General features: G+C 42.2%; 23 protein-coding genes. 16 read left to right on the top strand and 7 right to left on the bottom strand.

Features of this window, described 5'->3' with window-relative positions; translation table 11 throughout:
• Window positions 1-72: 72 nt before the first annotated feature.
• The 3 genes from ACTHPA_RS02260 to ACTHPA_RS02250 form a co-directional block, all read right to left on the bottom strand.
• Window positions 73-1,083: an LCP family protein gene (locus tag ACTHPA_RS02260; protein ID WP_440498432.1), complete on the bottom strand. Its 1,011-nt coding sequence runs from the start codon at window positions 1,081-1,083 to the stop codon at window positions 73-75.
• Complete coding sequence (locus ACTHPA_RS02255) at window positions 1,073-1,600, bottom strand: sigma-70 family RNA polymerase sigma factor (RefSeq protein WP_440498431.1); 528 nt, start codon at window positions 1,598-1,600, stop codon at window positions 1,073-1,075. The genes ACTHPA_RS02260 and ACTHPA_RS02255 overlap by 11 nt, the downstream gene beginning before the upstream one ends.
• A 206-nt stretch (window positions 1,601-1,806) precedes the next feature.
• Complete coding sequence (locus ACTHPA_RS02250) at window positions 1,807-2,556, bottom strand: class I SAM-dependent methyltransferase (protein WP_440498430.1); 750 nt, start codon at window positions 2,554-2,556, stop codon at window positions 1,807-1,809.
• Between the two features lie 123 nt (window positions 2,557-2,679).
• Between ACTHPA_RS02250 and ACTHPA_RS02245 the strand changes: the two genes are divergently transcribed.
• From ACTHPA_RS02245 to ACTHPA_RS02235, 3 genes are read left to right on the top strand one after another with little or no spacing between them, the layout of a single operon-like run.
• Window positions 2,680-3,180, top strand: coding sequence for a GNAT family N-acetyltransferase (locus ACTHPA_RS02245; RefSeq protein WP_440498429.1), 501 nt, complete (start codon window positions 2,680-2,682; stop codon window positions 3,178-3,180).
• Between the two features lies 1 nt (window position 3,181).
• The gene (locus tag ACTHPA_RS02240; RefSeq protein WP_440498428.1) at window positions 3,182-4,051 is read left to right on the top strand and encodes a phosphotransferase; all 870 of its coding nucleotides are present in this window, start codon (window positions 3,182-3,184) and stop codon (window positions 4,049-4,051) included.
• Window positions 4,041-4,244, top strand: coding sequence for a hypothetical protein (locus ACTHPA_RS02235; protein WP_440498427.1), 204 nt, complete (start codon window positions 4,041-4,043; stop codon window positions 4,242-4,244). The genes ACTHPA_RS02240 and ACTHPA_RS02235 overlap by 11 nt, the downstream gene beginning before the upstream one ends.
• Window positions 4,245-4,247: 3 nt before the next feature.
• Here ACTHPA_RS02235 and ACTHPA_RS02230 read toward each other — a convergent pair whose 3' ends face one another.
• Window positions 4,248-4,454, bottom strand: a complete 207-nt coding sequence (locus ACTHPA_RS02230; protein WP_440498426.1) for a hypothetical protein — start codon at window positions 4,452-4,454, stop codon at window positions 4,248-4,250.
• A gap of 342 nt (window positions 4,455-4,796) precedes the next feature.
• Here ACTHPA_RS02230 and ACTHPA_RS02225 point away from each other — a divergent pair, with 342 nt between their 5' ends.
• The 8 genes from ACTHPA_RS02225 (at window position 4,797) to ACTHPA_RS02190 (ending at window position 9,599) form a co-directional block, all read left to right on the top strand.
• Window positions 4,797-5,774 carry a phosphotransferase enzyme family protein gene (locus tag ACTHPA_RS02225; protein ID WP_440498425.1) on the top strand — a complete coding sequence of 326 codons (978 nt, stop codon included), beginning with the start codon at window positions 4,797-4,799 and terminating at the stop codon, window positions 5,772-5,774.
• A 74-nt stretch (window positions 5,775-5,848) separates the two neighbouring features.
• Complete coding sequence (locus ACTHPA_RS02220; protein WP_440498586.1) at window positions 5,849-6,310, top strand: DinB family protein; 462 nt, start codon at window positions 5,849-5,851, stop codon at window positions 6,308-6,310.
• 87 nt (window positions 6,311-6,397) lie between these two features.
• Window positions 6,398-6,811: a cytidine deaminase gene (locus tag ACTHPA_RS02215; protein WP_440498424.1), complete on the top strand. Its 414-nt coding sequence runs from the start codon at window positions 6,398-6,400 to the stop codon at window positions 6,809-6,811.
• A gap of 23 nt (window positions 6,812-6,834) precedes the next feature.
• Window positions 6,835-7,149: a hypothetical protein gene (locus ACTHPA_RS02210; RefSeq protein ID WP_440498423.1), complete on the top strand. Its 315-nt coding sequence runs from the start codon at window positions 6,835-6,837 to the stop codon at window positions 7,147-7,149.
• Between the two features lie 13 nt (window positions 7,150-7,162).
• Entirely contained in the window at window positions 7,163-7,687 is a 525-nt protein-coding gene (locus ACTHPA_RS02205; protein ID WP_440498422.1) for a GrpB family protein, read from the top strand.
• A 5-nt stretch (window positions 7,688-7,692) separates the two neighbouring features.
• Window positions 7,693-8,196, top strand: a complete 504-nt coding sequence (locus tag ACTHPA_RS02200) for a hypothetical protein (RefSeq protein WP_440498421.1) — start codon at window positions 7,693-7,695, stop codon at window positions 8,194-8,196.
• Window positions 8,197-8,413: 217 nt separating this feature from the next.
• A complete protein-coding gene (locus tag ACTHPA_RS02195) occupies window positions 8,414-8,764 on the top strand; it encodes an isochorismatase family protein (RefSeq protein ID WP_440498420.1) in 351 nt (116 codons plus the stop codon).
• Between the two features lie 64 nt (window positions 8,765-8,828).
• Complete coding sequence (locus tag ACTHPA_RS02190; RefSeq protein ID WP_440498419.1) at window positions 8,829-9,599, top strand: class I SAM-dependent methyltransferase; 771 nt, start codon at window positions 8,829-8,831, stop codon at window positions 9,597-9,599.
• 243 nt (window positions 9,600-9,842) lie between these two features.
• Here ACTHPA_RS02190 and ACTHPA_RS02185 read toward each other — a convergent pair whose 3' ends face one another.
• The gene (locus ACTHPA_RS02185; protein ID WP_440498418.1) at window positions 9,843-10,019 is read right to left on the bottom strand and encodes a hypothetical protein; all 177 of its coding nucleotides are present in this window, start codon (window positions 10,017-10,019) and stop codon (window positions 9,843-9,845) included.
• A gap of 274 nt (window positions 10,020-10,293) precedes the next feature.
• On the opposite strand from ACTHPA_RS02185, the gene ACTHPA_RS02180 reads away from it, so the two are divergent.
• A complete protein-coding gene (locus ACTHPA_RS02180) occupies window positions 10,294-11,307 on the top strand; it encodes an NADP-dependent oxidoreductase (RefSeq protein WP_440498417.1) in 1,014 nt (337 codons plus the stop codon).
• Between the two features lie 93 nt (window positions 11,308-11,400).
• Here ACTHPA_RS02180 and ACTHPA_RS02175 read toward each other — a convergent pair whose 3' ends face one another.
• Together ACTHPA_RS02175 and ACTHPA_RS02170 are read right to left on the bottom strand one after the other, a co-directional pair.
• The gene (locus ACTHPA_RS02175) at window positions 11,401-12,921 is read right to left on the bottom strand and encodes a CoA-acylating methylmalonate-semialdehyde dehydrogenase (protein ID WP_440498416.1); all 1,521 of its coding nucleotides are present in this window, start codon (window positions 12,919-12,921) and stop codon (window positions 11,401-11,403) included.
• A complete protein-coding gene (locus ACTHPA_RS02170) occupies window positions 12,922-14,292 on the bottom strand; it encodes an aspartate aminotransferase family protein (protein ID WP_440498415.1) in 1,371 nt (456 codons plus the stop codon). It lies immediately after the preceding gene.
• Window positions 14,293-14,513: 221 nt separating this feature from the next.
• Between ACTHPA_RS02170 and ACTHPA_RS02165 the strand changes: the two genes are divergently transcribed.
• From ACTHPA_RS02165 to preA, 4 genes are all read left to right on the top strand, one after another.
• A complete protein-coding gene (locus tag ACTHPA_RS02165; protein ID WP_440498414.1) occupies window positions 14,514-15,761 on the top strand; it encodes a Zn-dependent hydrolase in 1,248 nt (415 codons plus the stop codon).
• 78 nt (window positions 15,762-15,839) lie between these two features.
• Complete coding sequence (gene hydA / locus ACTHPA_RS02160) at window positions 15,840-17,243, top strand: dihydropyrimidinase (RefSeq protein ID WP_440498413.1); 1,404 nt, start codon at window positions 15,840-15,842, stop codon at window positions 17,241-17,243.
• A 28-nt stretch (window positions 17,244-17,271) separates the two neighbouring features.
• On the top strand, window positions 17,272-18,615 hold the full coding sequence (locus ACTHPA_RS02155; protein WP_440498412.1) for an NAD(P)-dependent oxidoreductase: 1,344 nt from the start codon (window positions 17,272-17,274) through the stop codon (window positions 18,613-18,615).
• 13 nt (window positions 18,616-18,628) lie between these two features.
• Complete coding sequence (gene preA, locus ACTHPA_RS02150; RefSeq protein WP_440498411.1) at window positions 18,629-19,891, top strand: NAD-dependent dihydropyrimidine dehydrogenase subunit PreA; 1,263 nt, start codon at window positions 18,629-18,631, stop codon at window positions 19,889-19,891.
• The last annotated feature ends 39 nt before the right edge of the window (window positions 19,892-19,930 follow it).

The following is a 19,930-nucleotide window of genomic DNA, read 5'->3' as shown; positions in this document are numbered from 1 at the left end:
TCCATGTTATGAAGATGCACCTGTTAATTGAATTAAATAATGCCGCTATATAAATGAAACACCACTGACTATTTAGTTAAATGTGGTCAACTCTTCCGAAACTGCATTTAAAAATTCTTTCTCATATTTAATATAGTAAATCTCATCTATACTTGTATTTATCATTCCATCGATTAAAGATACCAATTGGATCGAGGGAAGTTCCATTTTATCGTCTACTAATTGTTCAACCGGGAAGTTTCCTTCTATTCTAATAAGTTGTTTTAATTGTGTTGGTGGCAGTACATTTATTGTTTGATTTATAAATGCATTCATAAGGTGTAATTGGTCTTCTTCGCTCAAGTTACTTCCCACTGTAGCATCCATCAGTAATGCCGCCATCTCTTCTCCATTTAAACGACGGGTTCCTTTTTCGAATTCAAATGCCACGGTAGATAGAGCTCTAACTCGAATATCTTCTTGTATGTCGAACTCTATACCATTCACAGAATCAACAATTGAAGAAAGGGTTTCCAAGTCAATAACAGCATGATAGTCAATTGGCAAATCAAATAGGGTAGAGACTGTTGTTCTCACATCTTCAGCACCACCGGAACTGTTAACATAAGCATGTGACAATTTATCATATGGAGTAGTTCTTTCATTATCCGAGATAAGAGCATAAGTATCGCGAGGGATAGATAGAACTTTCATCATTTTTTTATCTTTGCTATACGTAAGTAATAGGTTAATAGGGATTCTATTATCATCATCTTTCACAGTTAGTAAAGTGGTTACAATCTTATCTTCTTGAACTACTGATTCGTTTGCATTTGCATTACTTGCCGTACTTTCGTTGCTTTCATTAGCAATGTTTACAGAAGGGTTTGATGGAATAAACAAAAATACACACAAGCCGAGCGCTAATAAAGAAACTGTAAGGGGGGCGAGTTTTAACGAAGAAGGAACTAGAAACTTTTTTTGTGCATCATTCTTCTCCAGTCTATGAATTTGTTCAAATACTTCATTGCGGTCTTCTTTCGTAAATTTTAGATCTTGAACAGATGTATTATATAACTTATCTCTTAATCGTTTATCTTTCATTAAATCTTACCTCCTTTATCATCGGCTCTAATCTTTGTTTTGCTCTTCTTAATCGGGTTTTCACTGTATTGACCGGGATATCTAAAACTCCGGCAATTTCCTCTGTCTTTAACGTCTCATAGTAGTAGAGATAAACAACTTCCCGATACACTTTTGGTAGGGAAAAGATAGTATCTTTTATTTCTGCATTCTTGTATTTATTGATAACTGTTCTTTCTGTCGATGGTAATACTGACTTTGCTGTTTCATTTATAAAACTTTTGACTTGTACCATTTTGTAATTCCAGCTTTTTAAGTAGTCTTTGCATTCATTGATAGTTATACGGTAGAGCCATGTTTTTATTTGTGCGTCATGCCGAAACGACTCCAAGTTTTTATAGCATTTGATAAACGTATTTTGAACGATATCCTTAGAACTCTCCGTATCTTTCACATAAGAAAATGCCAATCGTACCAACTCATTACCGTATTCAATCATCACTTTTTCTAATATCAAATCTTTTTCTTTTCTATCCAATCGACTATCCTCCCCTTCAACCTACTTCATTTTTTGCTATTAGACGATTACCAAACCATAATAGGTTCAAAATTGTTTTTTTAAAAATTCATGGAATTAATATATAGGGACAATTATAGCTGAAATAAAAGGCCTGTATCTTAGATTACAAAGTAATCATACATACAGGCCTTTTAGTTATTCTAATTTCTCTACAAGATAATCGTTTACCGTTTCTTTCTACATTTAATAATCAACGTCGTCGGGATCATCTGCGCCTTCTCAAACGAATACCACCGATTTGCATGTCTTTCCCGATCTTCTTCCGTTAATGAAACGTCCTCGACGACCTTTTCAATTTCAAATCCACACTCGATTAATGTATTGATATATGTACTCACTTTATATTGCTGCATGATTGCAGGAGCGTGCCAAGCTTCGTGATTATAGGCACCTTCTTCATGATAGGATTTATTGAAGTGAAGTTCTTCATCTCTCAAGCTTGCCCGGCTGTGCAATGGATGCTCCCAGCTGAAAACGAAAATACCGCCCGGTTTCAAATAGTCGTGTACATTAGTGAGCGTCTGGCGTAAATCGGTCGTCCAACCTAGTGCATAAATAGAATAGACAATATCAAAGTATGCATGAGGCAGTCCGGGATTTTCTTCCATTGGAGATTCGAATAAATGAACTGGAGCCTTGCTGTCCATCAGCAACTCTTTTGCCGTTTCGATCTGTGTCTTTGAAAGGTCCACTCCCCAAAGTTCCTCGACACCTCGAGAATCCATATATTGCAAAGAATGCCCGCTACCGCAACCTATATCCAACACCTTCGCACCAGTGACGTCTCCAAGTAAATTTAAATTCTCTTCCCGTGGCGCAAGCGGTCCGTACTCTGGCAACGGATTCCGCCCGAAAAACCGAGGCGCTACCTCATCCCAACTTTTTTTATTCAACACTAGTGATTCATTTCCCATGTTCATCCCTCCAAAAATCGCATGCGAATATACATTCGACAACGGAACCTTTTTCTCCTTCAATTTATAAAAAGGAATTTACCGTCTACATAACGAATGAATAATTAGAATGGGGGAGATAAAATGAATACTTATCAAATTCGAAAGGCAGACGAGAAGGAAGCCGCACTAATCATTGAGTTACTAAAAGAAGTTGCTGCTTGGCTGCAAAATAATAACATCAACCAATGGGGATTTTTATTGGAAGGCGGAGAGGATGAGGAGATAACAGAAGCGGTTATCAATGGAGATACTTATGTCGCCTGTCAGGACGATGAAATCATTGCGACTGTTACGCTCTACTCGCAGAAGAGTGAGTGGGATCAGCATGTTTGGGGAAATGAAGACAATCCTGAAGTCCTCTATCTCCATCGGTTGGCTGTCCGGCCTCAATATATGAAAAACGGGATTGGAAAAGAAATTATAAATTGGGTAGATGAAAATATAAAAAACACAATTCGGCTTGATTGTGTAGCGCATAATTCTAAGTTGTGTGCGTACTACGAAAAGAATGGATATTCACTGACCGGAACGACAGCGGATGGACATTGTAAATTTCAGAAGGTGTTTGGGGAAGGAATGTAACATGTATCAAACAATTATTGATTTACAAAACAAAGGACTCGTCGGAGACCAAGCAGAAATCAAGCAACTGACGAGTGGAACAACCGATGGGCAAGTGTATGTAGTAGAAGAAAGTAACAATCCTTCTAGCATTCTAAAATACGATCACCCTATAAATATTGGAGCCGCCGAGCAATTCTTTAAAACGTATAAAGATATTGAGCTTTTGCCTTACGTTTATTATGTTGATCCTGAAAAGAGATTTTTTCTCTATGAATATGTTGAAGGAACAACTCATGTCAATCGCGGAAATAAGGCGGATTGGATGAAGCTTCTCGTTGAAAGACTGTTCAATCATTATGAAAAATACGATTCACAAGCTCCGTGGGGTCGATTAGGGGGAACGCCTCGGCAAAACTGGGTTGAGTTCAACAGAATTAGCTTGGAATATGCTTATGAAAATATCGGGGATTTGTTGCCGCATGAGGATTATTTACTAATGAATAAGACGGTTGAACGACTTGCAGAGTATGAAAGACAGCCGGATAAGTATTTACTCCATGGCGATACGGGTGTACATAACTTCGTTTTTCATCAGAATCAACTTGTCGGTGTAATTGATCCAGATCCAATGGTGGGACCGGTAATCTATGATTTTACATACGCGTTTTGTTCTTCACCGGATGACTTGAATATGGAGACATTGCTAGATGCATTTGATTTATTGAACAAGGTGGAGATGGATACGCCGCGTCTAGTCGAAGAAGTTGTTTTTCAGTTATATACCCGGATCGGCATTTGTAAGAAAGTGCATCCCCATGATTTAGATGAGTATTTGAAGGCATGGGAGTATTGGAAACATAAATTGAAGGAGTATGAGGATGCGTTCTAATGATAAGTTTAGTACATTTCTAGAGATTGCAAAGGATTTAAATGCGATCAATATCATTCCGTTATTAATGGGGTCGGTTGGATTAGAAGTTGTCACGAAAAGAAGTTGGGATGCAAGTGATTATCAAGCTTCTTCTAAAGATAGTTATAGGGCAGAAAATAATAACTTCAAGGACTTTGAAAAGATTCATTAAGAATTAGCCTTTAGTCAATTTTCTCCTTCTTTTATGAAATAGAAACCAAGCACCAAAAATTGCCCAAGAACCTGTTGAATAGGTTAAAGAAATATAAGATCCAGGGATGTTAGTTAAAAATAAAAGAAGCGTCGCAAGAATGAAAGAAGGCACCATGATGATTACCCATGCACGAAGTACAGGATTTTTAAAGCTTACTTCAAACTCCATGTCCATCCTCCTAGTGATAGTCGTTTGATTATTATAACAATAACAGTCAAACGATACAAAGAAGTAAAAGTCTATTTACTATTGTCTGAATGTCTAGTAGAATTTAAGTAGTTGGGAAATTCGTGTAAAAAGGAAGGTGATATCATGAGTCGGCTTAAAATTCATACGAGAACAATAAGATTCACGATGTCCAATTATGTGCCTTCCTTTGGTGATGAGATATGACTTTACTTCATCCAAGACTATCGTAGATGATAGTCTTTTTTTCATCCACAGAAGGCTGTTGAATGGACTCGTTATCCTGACATCTTTGTTCTTGCAATTATAGGAGGAAGAGAAAAGATGATGAAGTTGTCCATTATGAGAGATTTTCTTGAGTCGGATGAAAGCAAGGCCCTCGTTCATGGTTTGTTAGAAAAATGGGGATTTGATCATGATTCAGTCCAGTTTTTAAGGGCAAGCAGTAATTTCGTTTTTGTATTTGAAAGAAACGGCGAAAAGCATATTTTAAGGATAACTCCTAACGGTGATCGAAATAAGCTGATGGAGGAAGTTTCGTTTTTATCTTTTCTATCAACAAATGGAGTTAGCGTAAACATTCCTGAACGATCGAAGAATGGCAATATGGTTGAGGAAGCGAAGAATGACTTGGGTATTTTCCAGGCTGTTGTATTCCGCTTTCTATCGGGGGTTCATTACGAAATTGAGGAACTATCGGATAGGCGATTTTACTTGTGGGGAGAAGCTTTAGGGCATCTTCATAATTGCTCAAAGCAGTTTGTGAAAATGGATAGTACGAGTAATGATTATGTTCAACAACTTGCCGAGCTGGATAGTTTTTTGCCTCAAAGTGAAAGCTTGGCGCGTAAGGAGCTTGAAACAATCAAGGCATTGTTAATGACCCTTGAAATAAATGAAGACAATTATGGAATCATTCATTTTGATTTCGAACTCGATAATCTGATTTGGGATGACGACAATGTCCAAATGATCGATTTTGAAAGCAATTTGGAACATTGGTACACGGCAGATATCGCATTTGCCTTGCGAGATTTATTTAATGGGGATGTTGATTTGTCGAACAGTTCATTTCAACTATTTCTTGAAGGTTATAGAAGTAAAATGCATGTGAAAGATGAGGAAATCGATACAATCCCAATGTTTTTAAGGTTCCATAACTTGATTACTTTTGCCGATCTGCTTCGCACAGTAGATGTTGAAAAAGATTTGCATAATCCTCAATGGATTGAGGGGTTGCGTAAGAAGCTGGATTCCAAATTAGACGAATATCGAGATGGATTTACACGCAGGGGGGAATAACAATGGGAAGCGAAGGATTATATGTAATCGATTAAAAAGATGGCTTGAGTCTGGAGTTTAGCAAATTGGCAACCATGATGGAATATACAAGGGTGACAACATTGGCGGAAGTGAAAGATCTAACAGTGGACCAATTGGATTTCCTCATTAACGACGAGGCCAATTCCATCGGCATGCTGCTCGCCCATATGGTGTCAGTTGAAAAAGCATATCAAATCGATACATTTGAAAATCGGGATTTCACGGAAGAGGATATCCAACTGCTGAATCCAGCATTGGAACTTGGCGAAGCAGCACGGGAACAAATTAAAGGGAATCCAATTGAATACTACCTTGAAGAGCTGGAGCAAACGAGTAAAAAGACAATCGACACTTTCCAGACATTGCCCGATTCATGGCTATTCGAAACAGCCCCTTATTGGGGAGGAGAGCCTATGAATAAGTATTTTAAATGGTTCCATGTGTTTGAGGATGAATTGAATCACCGTGGGCAAATTCGGTTGATTAAGAAACTGATGCGTGCTTCGGAAAAATAAGTATGAGGCAATGGAAGGGCTAACAATTATGAAATCTGTTAGCCCTTTTTCTATGAAGGTTATATTGAATTGATAGGTGGAGTGTATATGGGCTTTGAAAAAGCGTTATATGATGCAGCTGTTGAATTGATTAAGAAACGATATCCTACAGGCTGGGGCGGGGCAGCCGCTATGGGCTTGGAAGATGGCACGATTTTAACAAGTGTTGCCCCAGAAGTTATTAATGCATCGACGGAATTGTGCATGGAAACGGGTTCGATTTTGGAGGCACATAAGTTGAATAAAAGGGTTACTCACTCCATATGCGTCGTCCGGGACGATGAAACTTCCGATTTCAAGGTGCTTTCACCATGTGGAGTCTGCCAAGAGCGGCTGTTTTATTGGGGGCCTAGTGTGAAAGTGGCAGTCACTTTGCCGGGGCAGGAATTAACGTTCAAAAAGCTGTCCGATGTACAGCCATATCATTGGACTGCAGCTTATAAGGAGTACGAGGGGAATTGAGTAGATAGGTGGGTGGATTTATTATGAATTCAATTGTAATCGTCATCTTGTTATCCACTTTGATAGTATCTACATATCTATGCCTAGTGATGCCTAAGAAATGGGGTAGGGCAAGGGTAGTCGTTTTTTCTTTCTTACTAAATACGGTTGTACTGAGTTCGGCGTTTTTCATACTACACAAAATTGATGCCCGTACATTCCTTAAAGATGATCAAGGTTTATTTGGAAGTTTAGGGATTACAGTGATATTCATTTTCATTCCAATCATTACGTGGATGAATATGATTATTGTTCAAATAAGGAATTATGGATTGAAAAGGTCGGACATGCGTAAATAACTGGGGGTGCGTTATGCGGAAAGTAGAAGTAATACCTTTTTCTGAAATATGGAGCGTTGATTTCGAAAAGGAAACAGCTGTATTACAGAAGATATTTGACGCGGAAGTAATCGAATTCCACCATATCGGCAGCACATCCATACACGGTTTGTCCGCAAAGCCTATCATTGACATTATGCCTGTCGTGAAAGATATTACGCAAATCGATCAGTATGACGGAAAAATGGCCGCCATTGGGTACGAAGCAAAGGGTGAAAATGGAATCGTGGGGCGCCGTTATTTTCAAAAAGGTGGGGATGAGCGGACGCATCATGTCCATTTTTATGAGAAAGGCTCTTCGGAAATCCATCGCCATCTTGCATTCCGTGACTTCCTGCGAGAGCATCCCGAGAAGGCGAAGGCATATGGGGATTTGAAAGAGAAGCTAGCGCAGCAATTTCCTTATGATATTGAATCATACATAAAAGGGAAAGAGCAGCTTGCAGCAGAGATTGAAAGGGAAGCGATGGAATGGTATGAGAAGCGTAAATGGGGGTGAGGAGAATGAAAATCTTCATCATGGGCATTGTTGCAAGTGGGAAAACGACATACGCAAAAGAATTGTCGAAGGAAATGGGTTTGCCCTTCGTTGAACTGGATGCGGTTGTTTATTATAACGTGGATGGCGAGCGGATCAAGAGGAAGCCTGAGGAACAAGTAAAGATCATTCGTCAAATGGATGCAAGAGGAAGTTGGATCGCAGAAGGAGTATATCGCCCGTCCTATCATCTTCTTTTGGACATGGCTGACATTGTCATATGGCTGGACCCGCCATTATGGAAACGGAAAATCAGGATTTTGAGTAGACATGTGAAGCAAATGATCGGCGTGGAAGAATGTGCGTATAAACCGGATTTTCAAATGCTTCGCAATATGTATAAATGGACAAAGCAGTTTGAAGGAGAACGAGCAGACCTTGATGAGATCCTTCAACCATATGTGGATAAGTTGATCATTGTTCGGGGTGACCCGGCCAATAATCGAGCACTTTCGAAGATTATTTACTAATAGATTCAAAATATAGTAACGATAATATTACGGAATGTGGGTGTATTATGAGGAATGGTTTACTAATCATTGATGTGCAAAAAGGGATGTTTCAAGAGGGAGATACTGTGTTTAAGGGAGATGAGCTGATTTCCACTTTACAAGGAGTGATAAAGAGAGCACGAGCATCCAACACCCCTATATTTACATACAGCATAATGCTCCAGTGGGAAAACCTTTGGAATATGGTAGCGAAGGCTGGGAGATACACGCTGAAATAGAGCCTCACCTAAACGATGTGATCATCCAAAAAGCAACTCCTGACTCATTCTTGAATACAACATTGGAAGAAGAACTGTATAAGAAAGGGATAAAAAATATTTATATTTCGGGCATCCAAACGGAAGCATGTGTTGATACGACTTGTCGCAGGGCGTTTAGTATGGGTTATAAGGTAACTTTGCTATCGGACGCTCACAGTACATGGAACTCCAGTGAAATTTCAGCTCAACAAATTATTAACCATCATAATGGCGTGTTACGGTGGTTTGCGGATGTTTATCCATCTGAAGAAGTAGAATTCAGATAAAAAGAAGAATTATATCGTATGACAGCAATAAATTGTTAGAATAAAAAAGGAATGAGAAGTATTTATGAACCAAAACATATTTGAAAAAAACCTCGAAAAATACGCTGATCCTGAAATGTACGATCATTTATATGACAAGTATCAGAAGGACTTAGGCATCATTCTGAAATGGGCTAATCAGGATCATCCTATATTGGAACTAGCTTGCGGAACAGGCAGATTGACGATTCCAATGGCACAGCGTGGATTCCAAATGGTTGGAGTAGACCTTCATGAAGGCATGTTGGAAAGGGCTCGACGGAAAGCCGAACAAACGGAAGTGATGATTGAATTTATGCAACAAGATTGCACGAATTTGAATCTTCCCGTCAGAAGTTCGCTAGCTTTCATGACGGGAAATTCCTTTCAACACTTTCTAACGAATGAAGCACAGGACGCTCTATTCCAATCTGTCCGCCGGCATTTGGTGGATGGAGGCATCTTTATTTATGACACACGGAATCCAGTATTGAAGGAACTTTCTGCTGTCGATGAGTACGAGGAAAAATACGTCGATAAAAATGGCGATCGGGTGATTGAAAGCCATCGTGATGTGTACGATCATTTAACACAGATCTTAGATTGCCGGACACATCGTCGAATTTATCGAGATAATACGTTAATTGCTGAGGAGCAGGACGGCATTTCCCTTCGCTATTCATTCCCGCAAGAAATGGAAAGGCTGGTAGCCGCAAATGGGTTTGAGATTGTGCAAGTGTACGGCGATTGGGATGAAAATGAATTACATGCGGAGAGCATTTCAATGGTGTATATATGTAGAGTGAAAACGGAATAAGTCAATAAGATGCAGATCATTAGGCGCTTCAAGTGTGCAAAAAGTTTTGCTCGGATTTGAATAAGAAATGCTTGAGTTAAGGTTCATTTTGTTCAAGTTCTGACAGGTTTTACTCGATTTTGACGTAGTTAAGGCACAATCTCCGTCAATTATGCTCGACTCGTGACTTTAGAATCACCTCGTTACACAATAAAGGGCTTTCCATAAAGTCGGTTTGACTTTCTGGAAAGCCTCTTTATATACTTATCCTTTGTATTTATCTCTCTCGGCCGTTTCCCGATGATTCGGCGTCATCTTCTCATGGTTTGGTTGAAGATTGCCGAGTTCAGCCAATTCCATCGAAATTTCTTCTTTAACTTCCTTGCGATTTCCTGGTGTCTTCGGATTGGAATATAAATTGCTGTGCGCTCCTTGTTTCATTATGCAACCTCCCATATTGTAATTACATTTTTAATATGGTCTGTTTTATTCGTTTTAATCTATAGCGTTAGACCTTTTCTCTATCTTCTTCAATTATCTCGCCCGATTACGATAGTGGGTTATGGAAACTGTTTATACTTATTGTATACTAAGAAAATTACAGGGTATTCTATTTTTTGACATGGAAAATGGTAATACTATACGTTGAACAGTTGTTCAAAATGAATATTGTACTTTAAGATGGATAATCCGTTTTCAGGATGGAGGAGGAATAATGAATCAAATGCAAAAGCAAATTAAGCTTGCAAAACGTCCTATCGGGACACCTGTGATGGAGGATTTTGCTTTTATTGATGCACCAATCGGAACGCCTGCGGATGGTGAAGTGTTGATTCGTGCTATATATGTTTCGGTTGATCCGTATTTACGTGGAAGGATGCAGGATACAAAATCCTATATTCCTCCATTTCAAATAAACGAGGTTATTACAAGTGGGATAATTGGCCAAGTAGTCGAAACAAAATCGGAGCATTTTACGAAAGGCGATATCGTACTCGGTACGCTTGGCTGGCAGGAATATTCAGTTGTGAATGAGAAGGGAATTCGAAAAATTGATCCGAAGAGTGCTCCCGTAACAGCACATCTAGGTATTATTGGAATGACGGGATTAACAGCATATTTCGGCTTGCTTGATATCGGGAAGCCAAAAGCAGGGGAAACGGTTGTCGTGTCCGGAGCTGCTGGTGCAGTTGGATCTGCCGTTGGACAAATTGCCAAAATTAATGGAGCCCGCGCTGTGGGAATAGCCGGGACAGATGAAAAATGCCAGTATCTATTAAATGAACTCGGGTTTGACGCAGCGATCAATTATAAAAAGGAAGATGTTCCAAGAGCACTAGAAATAGCATGTCCAGACGGAATTGATATCTATTTTGATAATGTCGGCGGCTCTATTTCTGATGCTGTATTCCCACTTCTTAATAAGTTTGCCCGCATTCCGGTTTGCGGTGCAATTTCTTCCTATAACAGTGTTGAACTGGATATGGGTCCTCGTGTTCAAACGGCACTGATCAAAACAAGTGCCCTTATGAAAGGATTCACGCTTGGGGATTATGCAAGTCGCCTTGAAGAAGGCAACATTGCACTCGCTGCGTGGTTAAATGAAGGAAAACTTAAATATGAAGAAACGATTACGGAAGGTTTCGACCATATTATTGACGCCTTCCTTGATCTTTTTACAGGAGCAAATGTAGGTAAATCACTCGTCAAAGTGGCAGATATTATTTAAACTTTGGTGGGCCAAGGCTTTGTATGGCAAAAGATTCGAAAGAAAAAACAGACCCTAGGCATCGAGCCTAATGGGTCTGTTTATACGGTTTCCTTAGCCCTCATTACTCGGGAAAGCAAAGGTTGACGCGGATTCGCTGTTTTCTTCAAACCACTTTTCTGAAATGGTTTTGGTTTTGGTGAAGAAGCGAACATGCTCGGGCCCGAACATATGCCCCTCGCCGAATCTGGACCGTTTCCACCCGGCAAAGTTATGGTAACCGACAGGAATGGGAATCGGCACATTAATCCCGACCATCCCGACGTCAATTTCCATTGAAAATTTGCGTGCGGCTGCCCCGTTATTCGTGAAAATTGTCACGCCGTTTCCAAGTTCATGTGCATTGATCAGTTCGATTGCTTCCTCTAAAGAATTGACCCGGACGACATTGCGGGCAGGACCAAATACTTCTTGCTCATAAACTTCCATGCCGGGTTTGACATTGTCCAGCAGAGTAGGGCCGAGATAGAAACCGTTGGAGTTTTTAGCGATGTCCGGGTTACGGCCATCACATACAAGCGTAGCACCTTCCTCCACGCTGCGGTCGATATAGCCGATGATTGTATCCTTTGACTGCTTAGTTATAACGGGCCCGAAGTCGACATCTGCATCTGTGTATGGTCCCACTTTTAACTTTGCAATTTTTTCAGCTAGTATGCCTACAAGCTTGTTCGCTGTTTCTTCGCCAACAGGAATGATTGTCGAAATGGCCATACAGCGTTGGGAAGCGGCCCCATAAGCAGCGCCTAAAAATGCGTTTGCCGCCTGTTCTAAATCCGCATCGGGCATGACGATCATATTGTTTTTACCGCCGCCTAAAGCCGTAACGCGCTTTCCAAATTTAGAACCGGTTTTGTAAATATACTCGGCGACTGGCGTGGATCCGACAAACGAAACGGCTTCAATAGCAGGGTTTTCCAATAGTTCGTTGACCGCATCCTTGTCGCCATTGATGACTGTCCAAACACCATCGGGCAAACCCGCTTCTTTCCACAGTTCCGAAAAGAATAATGCAGAGCAGGGTACACGTTCGGAAGGCTTTAAAATGACGGAATTACCGACTGCGACCGCCATACTTGTCATGGCTAGCGGCACCATCACGGGAAAGTTGAAAGGGGAAATCGCAGCCACGACGCCGAGTGGAACTTTTGCCGAATAAGCATTAATATTCCCGCCGACATTAACGGAGTACTCGCCCTTTAATAAGTGAGGGGCGTTTATGGCTAAATCTACAGATTCTAATCCGCGTGTAATTTCACCCCTCGCATCGTCGACTGTTTTCCCGCTTTCAGTACATATGGTTTCGATGAGCTCATCCATACGTTCGGTCATCAATTGACGGAACTTCATGACAATCTCAACACGTTTGCTAACTGACAGAGCGCGCCATGCTGGAAAGGCAGCTTGAGCAGTTGCAATGGCTTCCCGCACTTCCTCTTTTGACGCAATAGGGACATGTGCGATTACTGCACCTGTACTTGGATTGAAAACATCTGAGAATTGACCACTTTTGCCAGCTACGATTTCACCATTAATAAAGTGCCCCAGTTCTTTTACTTCTGTATTCGTCACCATTCATTCATTTCCCCTTTGTGGCAGTAGTTCTTGCAATGCGCGAGTGAGTTTGTCAACAATAAAATCTTTTTCTGCCATCGAAATAATTAGTGGTGGTGCGATTGTTAAAACGTTGTTGAAACCTGCAACCGTGACTCCATTTTTCCCGATGATTAGCCCTTTTTCTTTACATAAAGCAATGACTTTGTTGACAGCAGTTACATCAAGTGGAGCTCTGCTGTTTTTGTCACTTACAAGCTCAATGCCGATTAGTAAGCCTTTTCCGCGGATGTTGCCGACATTTGGATGTTCCTTTAAGCTTTCTTGCAGTTCCGCATGGAGAACAGCTCCCATTTCTTCTGAGCGGGAGAATAAGTTTTCACTTTCCATGATTTCAATATTTTTAAGGGCTACTGCACAAGCCGCTGGAGAACCGCCGAATGTGTTGACATGTCGGAAAAAGTCGTACTCCTCGCTTCCAATAAAGGCTTCATAGATTTCTCGGCGCACTGCAGTAGCAGATAACGGCATATATGCGCTAGTTAAGCCTTTTGCCATTGTGACAATATCAGGCTGAATGCCGTAGTTCTGGAAGCCGAATGCTTTACCGGTACGTCCGAAGCCACAAATGACTTCATCGGCAATGAGCAATGCCCCATGCTTTTCACAAACGGCCTTTACCCCGCGTAAATAGTCCTCGTGCGGCATAATCACGCCGCCGCCCGTAATTATGGGCTCGAGAATAACGCCAGCAATCGTATCGGACATTTCCCACGTCATGACATTATCAATCGCCTGAACGGACGGCAAGGCAGTCGGCTCTGTAATATGATCTTCATTTGCACGGTAGGTATCCGGCGGTGCGACATGAATGAAGTTGGGTGCTAACGGTTCGTATTTATATTTACGCTGGGCTTGCCCTGTTGCCGCCAACGCCCCCATTGTACTGCCGTGGTAGGCCCGGTAGCGGGAGATAAATTTCGTGCGATTGGTATGACCTTTCTGTTGATGGTACTGGCGTGCGATCTTGAAGGCGGCTTCATTCGCCTCCGAGCCGCTGTTGGAGTAGAAGACAACATAATCATCACCTAATAATTCGCTGATCTTTTCGCTTAGTTGGATGGCAGGGACGTGTCCTATGGATAGGGGTGTATAGGCGTTTTCCAGTAACTGGTCGTAAGCGGCTTTGGCGAGTTCCTCCCGACCGTAGCCGACGTTCACGCACCACAAACCGGACATGGCATCCAAGTACCGTTTCCCGTCAATGTCCGTTATCCAAGCGCCTTCCGATTTCTGAATAATTGACGTAGCATTCGGGTTGTACGGCTTCATGGCATGCCATACATACTGCTCATCTTTTACTTGCCAATTTTGACTTGTCAAGTTCGTCATGGAAATCATCACTCCTTCATTTATCTTATGCCAATAAATCCACTATTCAACTCCCATAAAAAACAGCGTTATACACACAGCCCCTTATTATATAAACAACTTCCCTAAAATATGCGCTTGCCCCTATTTTGTAGTCTTATATCCTCCCCCTCCGAATACACTTACTCTATAGTTTTTTAATTAGTAGATAGTTCAATAACTATGAAAGAGAGGACTTGCATATGTATGCATGTAATAGGAGTCGATTGCAGGCATTAGTTGAACGGTTCAGTCAGTTCGGTGCCACTGCCAATGGGGGGGTAACCCGTCTGTCCCTGTCAAAAGAGGATATTTTGGCAAGAGATTGTTTTATTGAAATATGCAAAGAGCTAGGCATGGATAGTAAAACAGATGATATGGGCAATGTCTATGCAACATTGCCGGGGAAAAAAGATTGTCCGCCAATCGTAATCGGATCGCATCTGGATTCTGTTGAAAAAGGCGGCAAGTTTGATGGTGTGTTAGGTATTTTAACAGGAATAGAAGCGATACAGACGTTAAAGGAGAACGACATTGAGCCTGAGATTCCAATCATGCTTGTGAATTTTACGAATGAAGAGGGTGCGCGCTTCGATCCGGCGATGATGAGTTCCGGTGTCCTTGCTTCCAAGTTCAGTAGAGAAAAAATGCTGAGTTCTTCCGATAAAAACGGTATTACTTTTCAAGAAGCACTACAGGCGAGTGGCTACGCAGGGGAGCAAGGAAATCGATTAACAGAGGCCCTTGCGTATATTGAGCTGCATATTGAACAAGGACCGGTGTTAGCTGCTAAGCATTGTGATATTGGAGTGGTCGAAGGCGTTTTAGGCATGGTGTGCTATGAAATTACTGTAACAGGTGAATCAAATCACGCAGGTACAACGCCGATGCAGATGCGTAAAGATCCGATGATTGTGGCATCTCGATTAATTTCGTCATTGCACGAGCAGTTGGGCAAGATCGACGAAAAGCTAGTTTTCACTTTTGGACGTATGCATGTGACGCCTAATATCCATACAGTTATTCCAAATGAAGTAGTGTTTACGATCGATTCACGTCATCAATCTCCAGAGGTGATGCATCAAGTGGAGGAGCTATTGACGGGAATAGTTACAGAAGAAAACGACTGCCGTATTCAACCAGTGAAGCTATGGGGACGGGAGACAGTATTATTTGACGAAGCTATTTGCGATGAAGTGGAAAGATCGTGTGCTGACTTCGGTTATTCCCACCATAGGATGTTCAGCGGGGCGGGACACGATGCACAATATATTGCGAGTTTCATACCTTCTGCAATGATTTTTGTGCCAAGCATTGGCGGGAAAAGTCATTGCGAAGAAGAAGAAACGACATTTGAAGACTGTGCAAAGGGAGCAGACGTATTATTGGAAACCGTATTGGCACTGCAAACGAAATTCAGCATGAGCGATCGATACACACTAAACCAATGATGAATGAGGTACTTCGTCGTAATGAACATGGGGCAAATCTAAAAAACTTACAGTCATTAATGGAAAGGTGAGGTTAATATGAAAAAAATGATTACAGGCGGACTCATCGCGACAGCTTCAGATTTGTATGAGGCAGATATCTTAATCGAAAATGGCAAGATTGTGCAAATCGGCAAAAACTTATCGGCTGATGGAGCGGAAATTGTGGATGCAGCGGGCAAATACGTTTTCCCTGGCGGAATTGATCCGCATACGCATTTGGATATGCCGTTCAACAACACGGTAACAGATGATGATTGGAAGTCGGGTACAATTGCCGCTGCCTTTGGCGGGACAACGACCATTTTAGATTTCTGCTTAACTGCGGGTGAAGAAAAACTAGCGCCTGCCGTGGAAAAGTGGCATGAAAAAGCAAATGGAAATTCAGTCATTGATTATGGCTTCCATTTAATGATCACCGATTTAACGCCCGAAACGGAGGCCGAGTTGCCTTTGTTGCTTGAGCGTGAAGGGATTACGTCTATTAAAGTGTTCATGGCATACGCGAAAGAATTCCAGGCGTCGGATCGTACGCTGTTTAAAGCCTTTAAAATCGCAAAAGACATGGACGCTGTAGTCATGGTGCACTGTGAAAACGGCTCAGTTATCGACGAATTAGTAGAGGAGGCGAGGCAAGCCGGCCAGACGGCGCCAATCTATCACGCACTGACGCGTCCTGCGGAAGTGGAAGGTGAGGCGACGAAACGGGCAATTGAACTGGCGCATATCGCAGGCGCGAAGCTTTACGTTGTCCATGTGACGTGTAAAGAGGCATTAGATGAAATTATCAATGCGCGTGAAAAAGGCTATGACGTATATGGGGAAACATGTCCACCTTATTTAACGCTCGATCAATCAGCGTTAGCGCAGCCAGGCTTCGAAGGGGCGAAATATGTTTGGTCACCGCCACTTCGGCCGAAATACCATCAAGAGCACTTATGGAATGCGTTAAAAGCCAAGCAGTTGCAAACAATCGGATCGGATCAATGTTCATTCAGTTTTAACGGAAAAAAGCGATTAGGGATAAATGACTTTTCAAAAATTCCAAATGGTGGACCGTTCATCGAAGATCGTTTTAGCATTTTATATTCTGAAGGTGTGGCGAAAGGACGGATTTCCATTCATGACTTCGTCGATATGATTTCGACGAGTGCTGCAAAGATTTTCGGCCTTTATCCGCAAAAAGGAACGATTGCGATTGGTTCTGACGCGGATATCGTGATTTTCGATCCTGCAGTAAAACGTGAAATTTCTGCGGACACCCACCATATGAATGTCGATTACAACCCGTACGAAGGATGGGAAGTGACGGGGGAGCCCATCAGTGTACTTGTCCGTGGTGAATATGTCATTAAAAACAGACAATTTGTAGGCGCACTAGGCAGTGGCCGTTATATTAGGCGTGCCGTACAGCCGGCAACTGCAGAACAGATCAACGTCTGAACATCAATTCATTAGGGGGAATGATTAAATGAGTTCTCAACTCAAACGTAATTTTGCGGAAATGACGGTCAGAATGACGAAAAATGAAGCAATGGAAGAAGCTAATCGCTGTCTGTACTGTTATGACGCACCCTGCATTACCGCTTGTCCGACAAGTATTCAAATTCCGAACTTCATCAAAAAAATAGCTACTAGCAATATGAAAGGTTCGGCCATGACGATCATGGATGCCAATCCGATCGGTGCAAGCTGTGCGCGTGTATGCCCAACCGAGATATTGTGTGAAGGGGCATGTGTGCTGAATTCATCGACCAAACCTATTAAGATAGGACAATTACAACGTTATGCAACAGACTGGGCGATGGAAACAGACGTCGAACTATTTAACAAAGGTGAAGCAAATGGAAAAAGGATCGCGATTGTGGGGTCTGGTCCAGCTGGCTTATCGGCAGCGCGTGAGCTTAGTCGCTTCGGGTATAGTGTCACAATTTTCGAAGCGGAGGCGAAGGCGGGTGGCTTGGGTGCTTATGGCATCGTGTCCTTCAGATTGCCGAATGAAGTAGTGGATTGGGAAGTGGCTCAAGTTGAAAAGCTTGGTGTAGAAATTAAAACAAACACTAGAGTAGGCGTAGATATTTCTGTTGAGGACATTCTAACGCAATATGACAGTGTTATTTTAGCGGCTGGAATGGGATCTGTACCTGACCTAGGCATTGAAGGTGAGGAACTAGAAGGCGTCCATGATGCCATTGAGTTTGTCAAGCGTACAAAAGTAGGTGAACTGACAGAAGACTTAATCGGGAAACGTGTTGCAGTCATCGGTGCTGGCAATACAGCCATAGATGGAGCGACTTGTGCTGTACGGCTAGGTGCGGATCAAGTTGACATTCTTTATAGAAGAACGGAAAAAGAGATGACTGCCTATCAATATGAATATGAATTTGCCAAGCAGGACGGTGTTGGATTCAAGTGGCTGACAGCACCGAAGCGAATTATTGGTGATGAGGCAGGGAAAGTGGTAGGCCTTGAATGCATCAAGATGAAGCTTGGAGAGGCTGGAGCAGACGGTAGGCAAAGACCTGAAGCAATAGAGGGATCTGAGTTTGTCATAGAGGTAGACGCGGTTATTAAAGCAATTGGGCAAACGCGTTTTGTCCCGCTCATTGAAGCGTTTGGTTTGCAGCATACGAACGGAGTCGTAGACATTGACGAAACGACTATGCAAACGTCGAATGATAAAGTGTTTGCCTGCGGGGATGTCGTTTTCGGCAACGGCCAAGGTGAAGCTATGGTCGTAACAGCTGCACAGCAAGGAAAAGATGCTGCTTACATCATTCATGAGCGTTTTAGAAAACAGAGCGGGATTGCATAAGGGGGGATAACACATGGCAGACTTACGAATTGACTTAGCGGGGATTAAATCACCGAATCCATTTTGGTTAGCATCAGCACCACCGACTAATTCAGGTTATCAAGTGCAACGGGCATTTGAAGCAGGGTGGGGCGGTGCAGTATGGAAAACGTTGGGCGAACCTATTTTAAATGTTTCATCGCGCTTTGCGGCCGTCAACTTCAACGGACAAAGAGTAGCGGGGTTCAATAATATTGAATTGATTACGGACCGTCCATTGGAGGTTAATCTGAAAGAAATTGTTGAAACGAAAAAAAGATTTCCCAATCACGCTATTATCGCTTCCTTAATGGTAGAGCCAAAGCAGGAAAAGTGGCATGAGATTGTAAAAAAAGTAGAAGCTGTTGGAGTTGATGGACTGGAGCTGAATTTCGGTTGTCCACATGGAATGGCAGAACGGGGAATGGGATCCGCCTCTGGTCAAGTCCCTGAATTGGTTGAAAAGCAGACATATTGGGTGAAGGAAGCTGCACGCACACCAGTCATCGTCAAGCTGACGCCGAACATAACGGATATTACGATGACAGCAGAAGCGGCAGTGCGTGGCGGGGCAGATGCCGTCAGTATGATCAATACGATTAACAGCTTGGCAGGTGTCGATCTGGATACATGGAATACCGTCCCACATGTTGGCGGGAAAGGGGCACATGGCGGTTATTGCGGGCCGGCAGTCAAGCCGATCGCCCTGAATATGGTCGCGGAATGTGCGCGAAATCCGCTCGTCAATGTCCCAATATCAGGGATTGGCGGGATCTCAAACTGGCAGGATGCTGCGGAATTCATGCTAATGGGTGCAACAGGCGTACAAGTTTGTACAGCAGCGATGCACCACGGATTCAGTATTGTCGAAGATATGATAGATGGGCTAAATAATTATTTGGACGGGAAGGGCATTGCCTCAGTGATGGATTTAGTCGGTCAGTCCGTGCCGCGCTATTCTAACTGGGGTGACTTGGACTTGAACTACAATATTGTTGCTCAAATTAATAATGATGTATGCATTAACTGCAATAAATGTCACATCGCGTGTGAAGATACGTCACATCAATGCATTGACCTGTACACAGAGAATGGTCGCCCGATGCTGAAAGTACGTGAACAGGATTGTGTTGGTTGTAATTTATGTGCAATTGTATGCCCAGTTGACGGTGCGATTTCGATGATCGAAAGAAAGTCTACGATTCCGCCGATGACCTGGAACGAACGTCAATCACTTATCAGCAATTTTACACGATAAATAAGCAGACCAAATTTGGTGCTAAGTGAAAAGCAAAGA

Origin of the sequence: Sporosarcina sp. SAFN-015 (assembly GCF_051966875.1) — a bacterium.
Classification (GTDB): domain Bacteria; phylum Bacillota; class Bacilli; order Bacillales_A; family Planococcaceae; genus Sporosarcina.
This window is presented reverse-complemented; position numbering and strand designations above follow the sequence as displayed.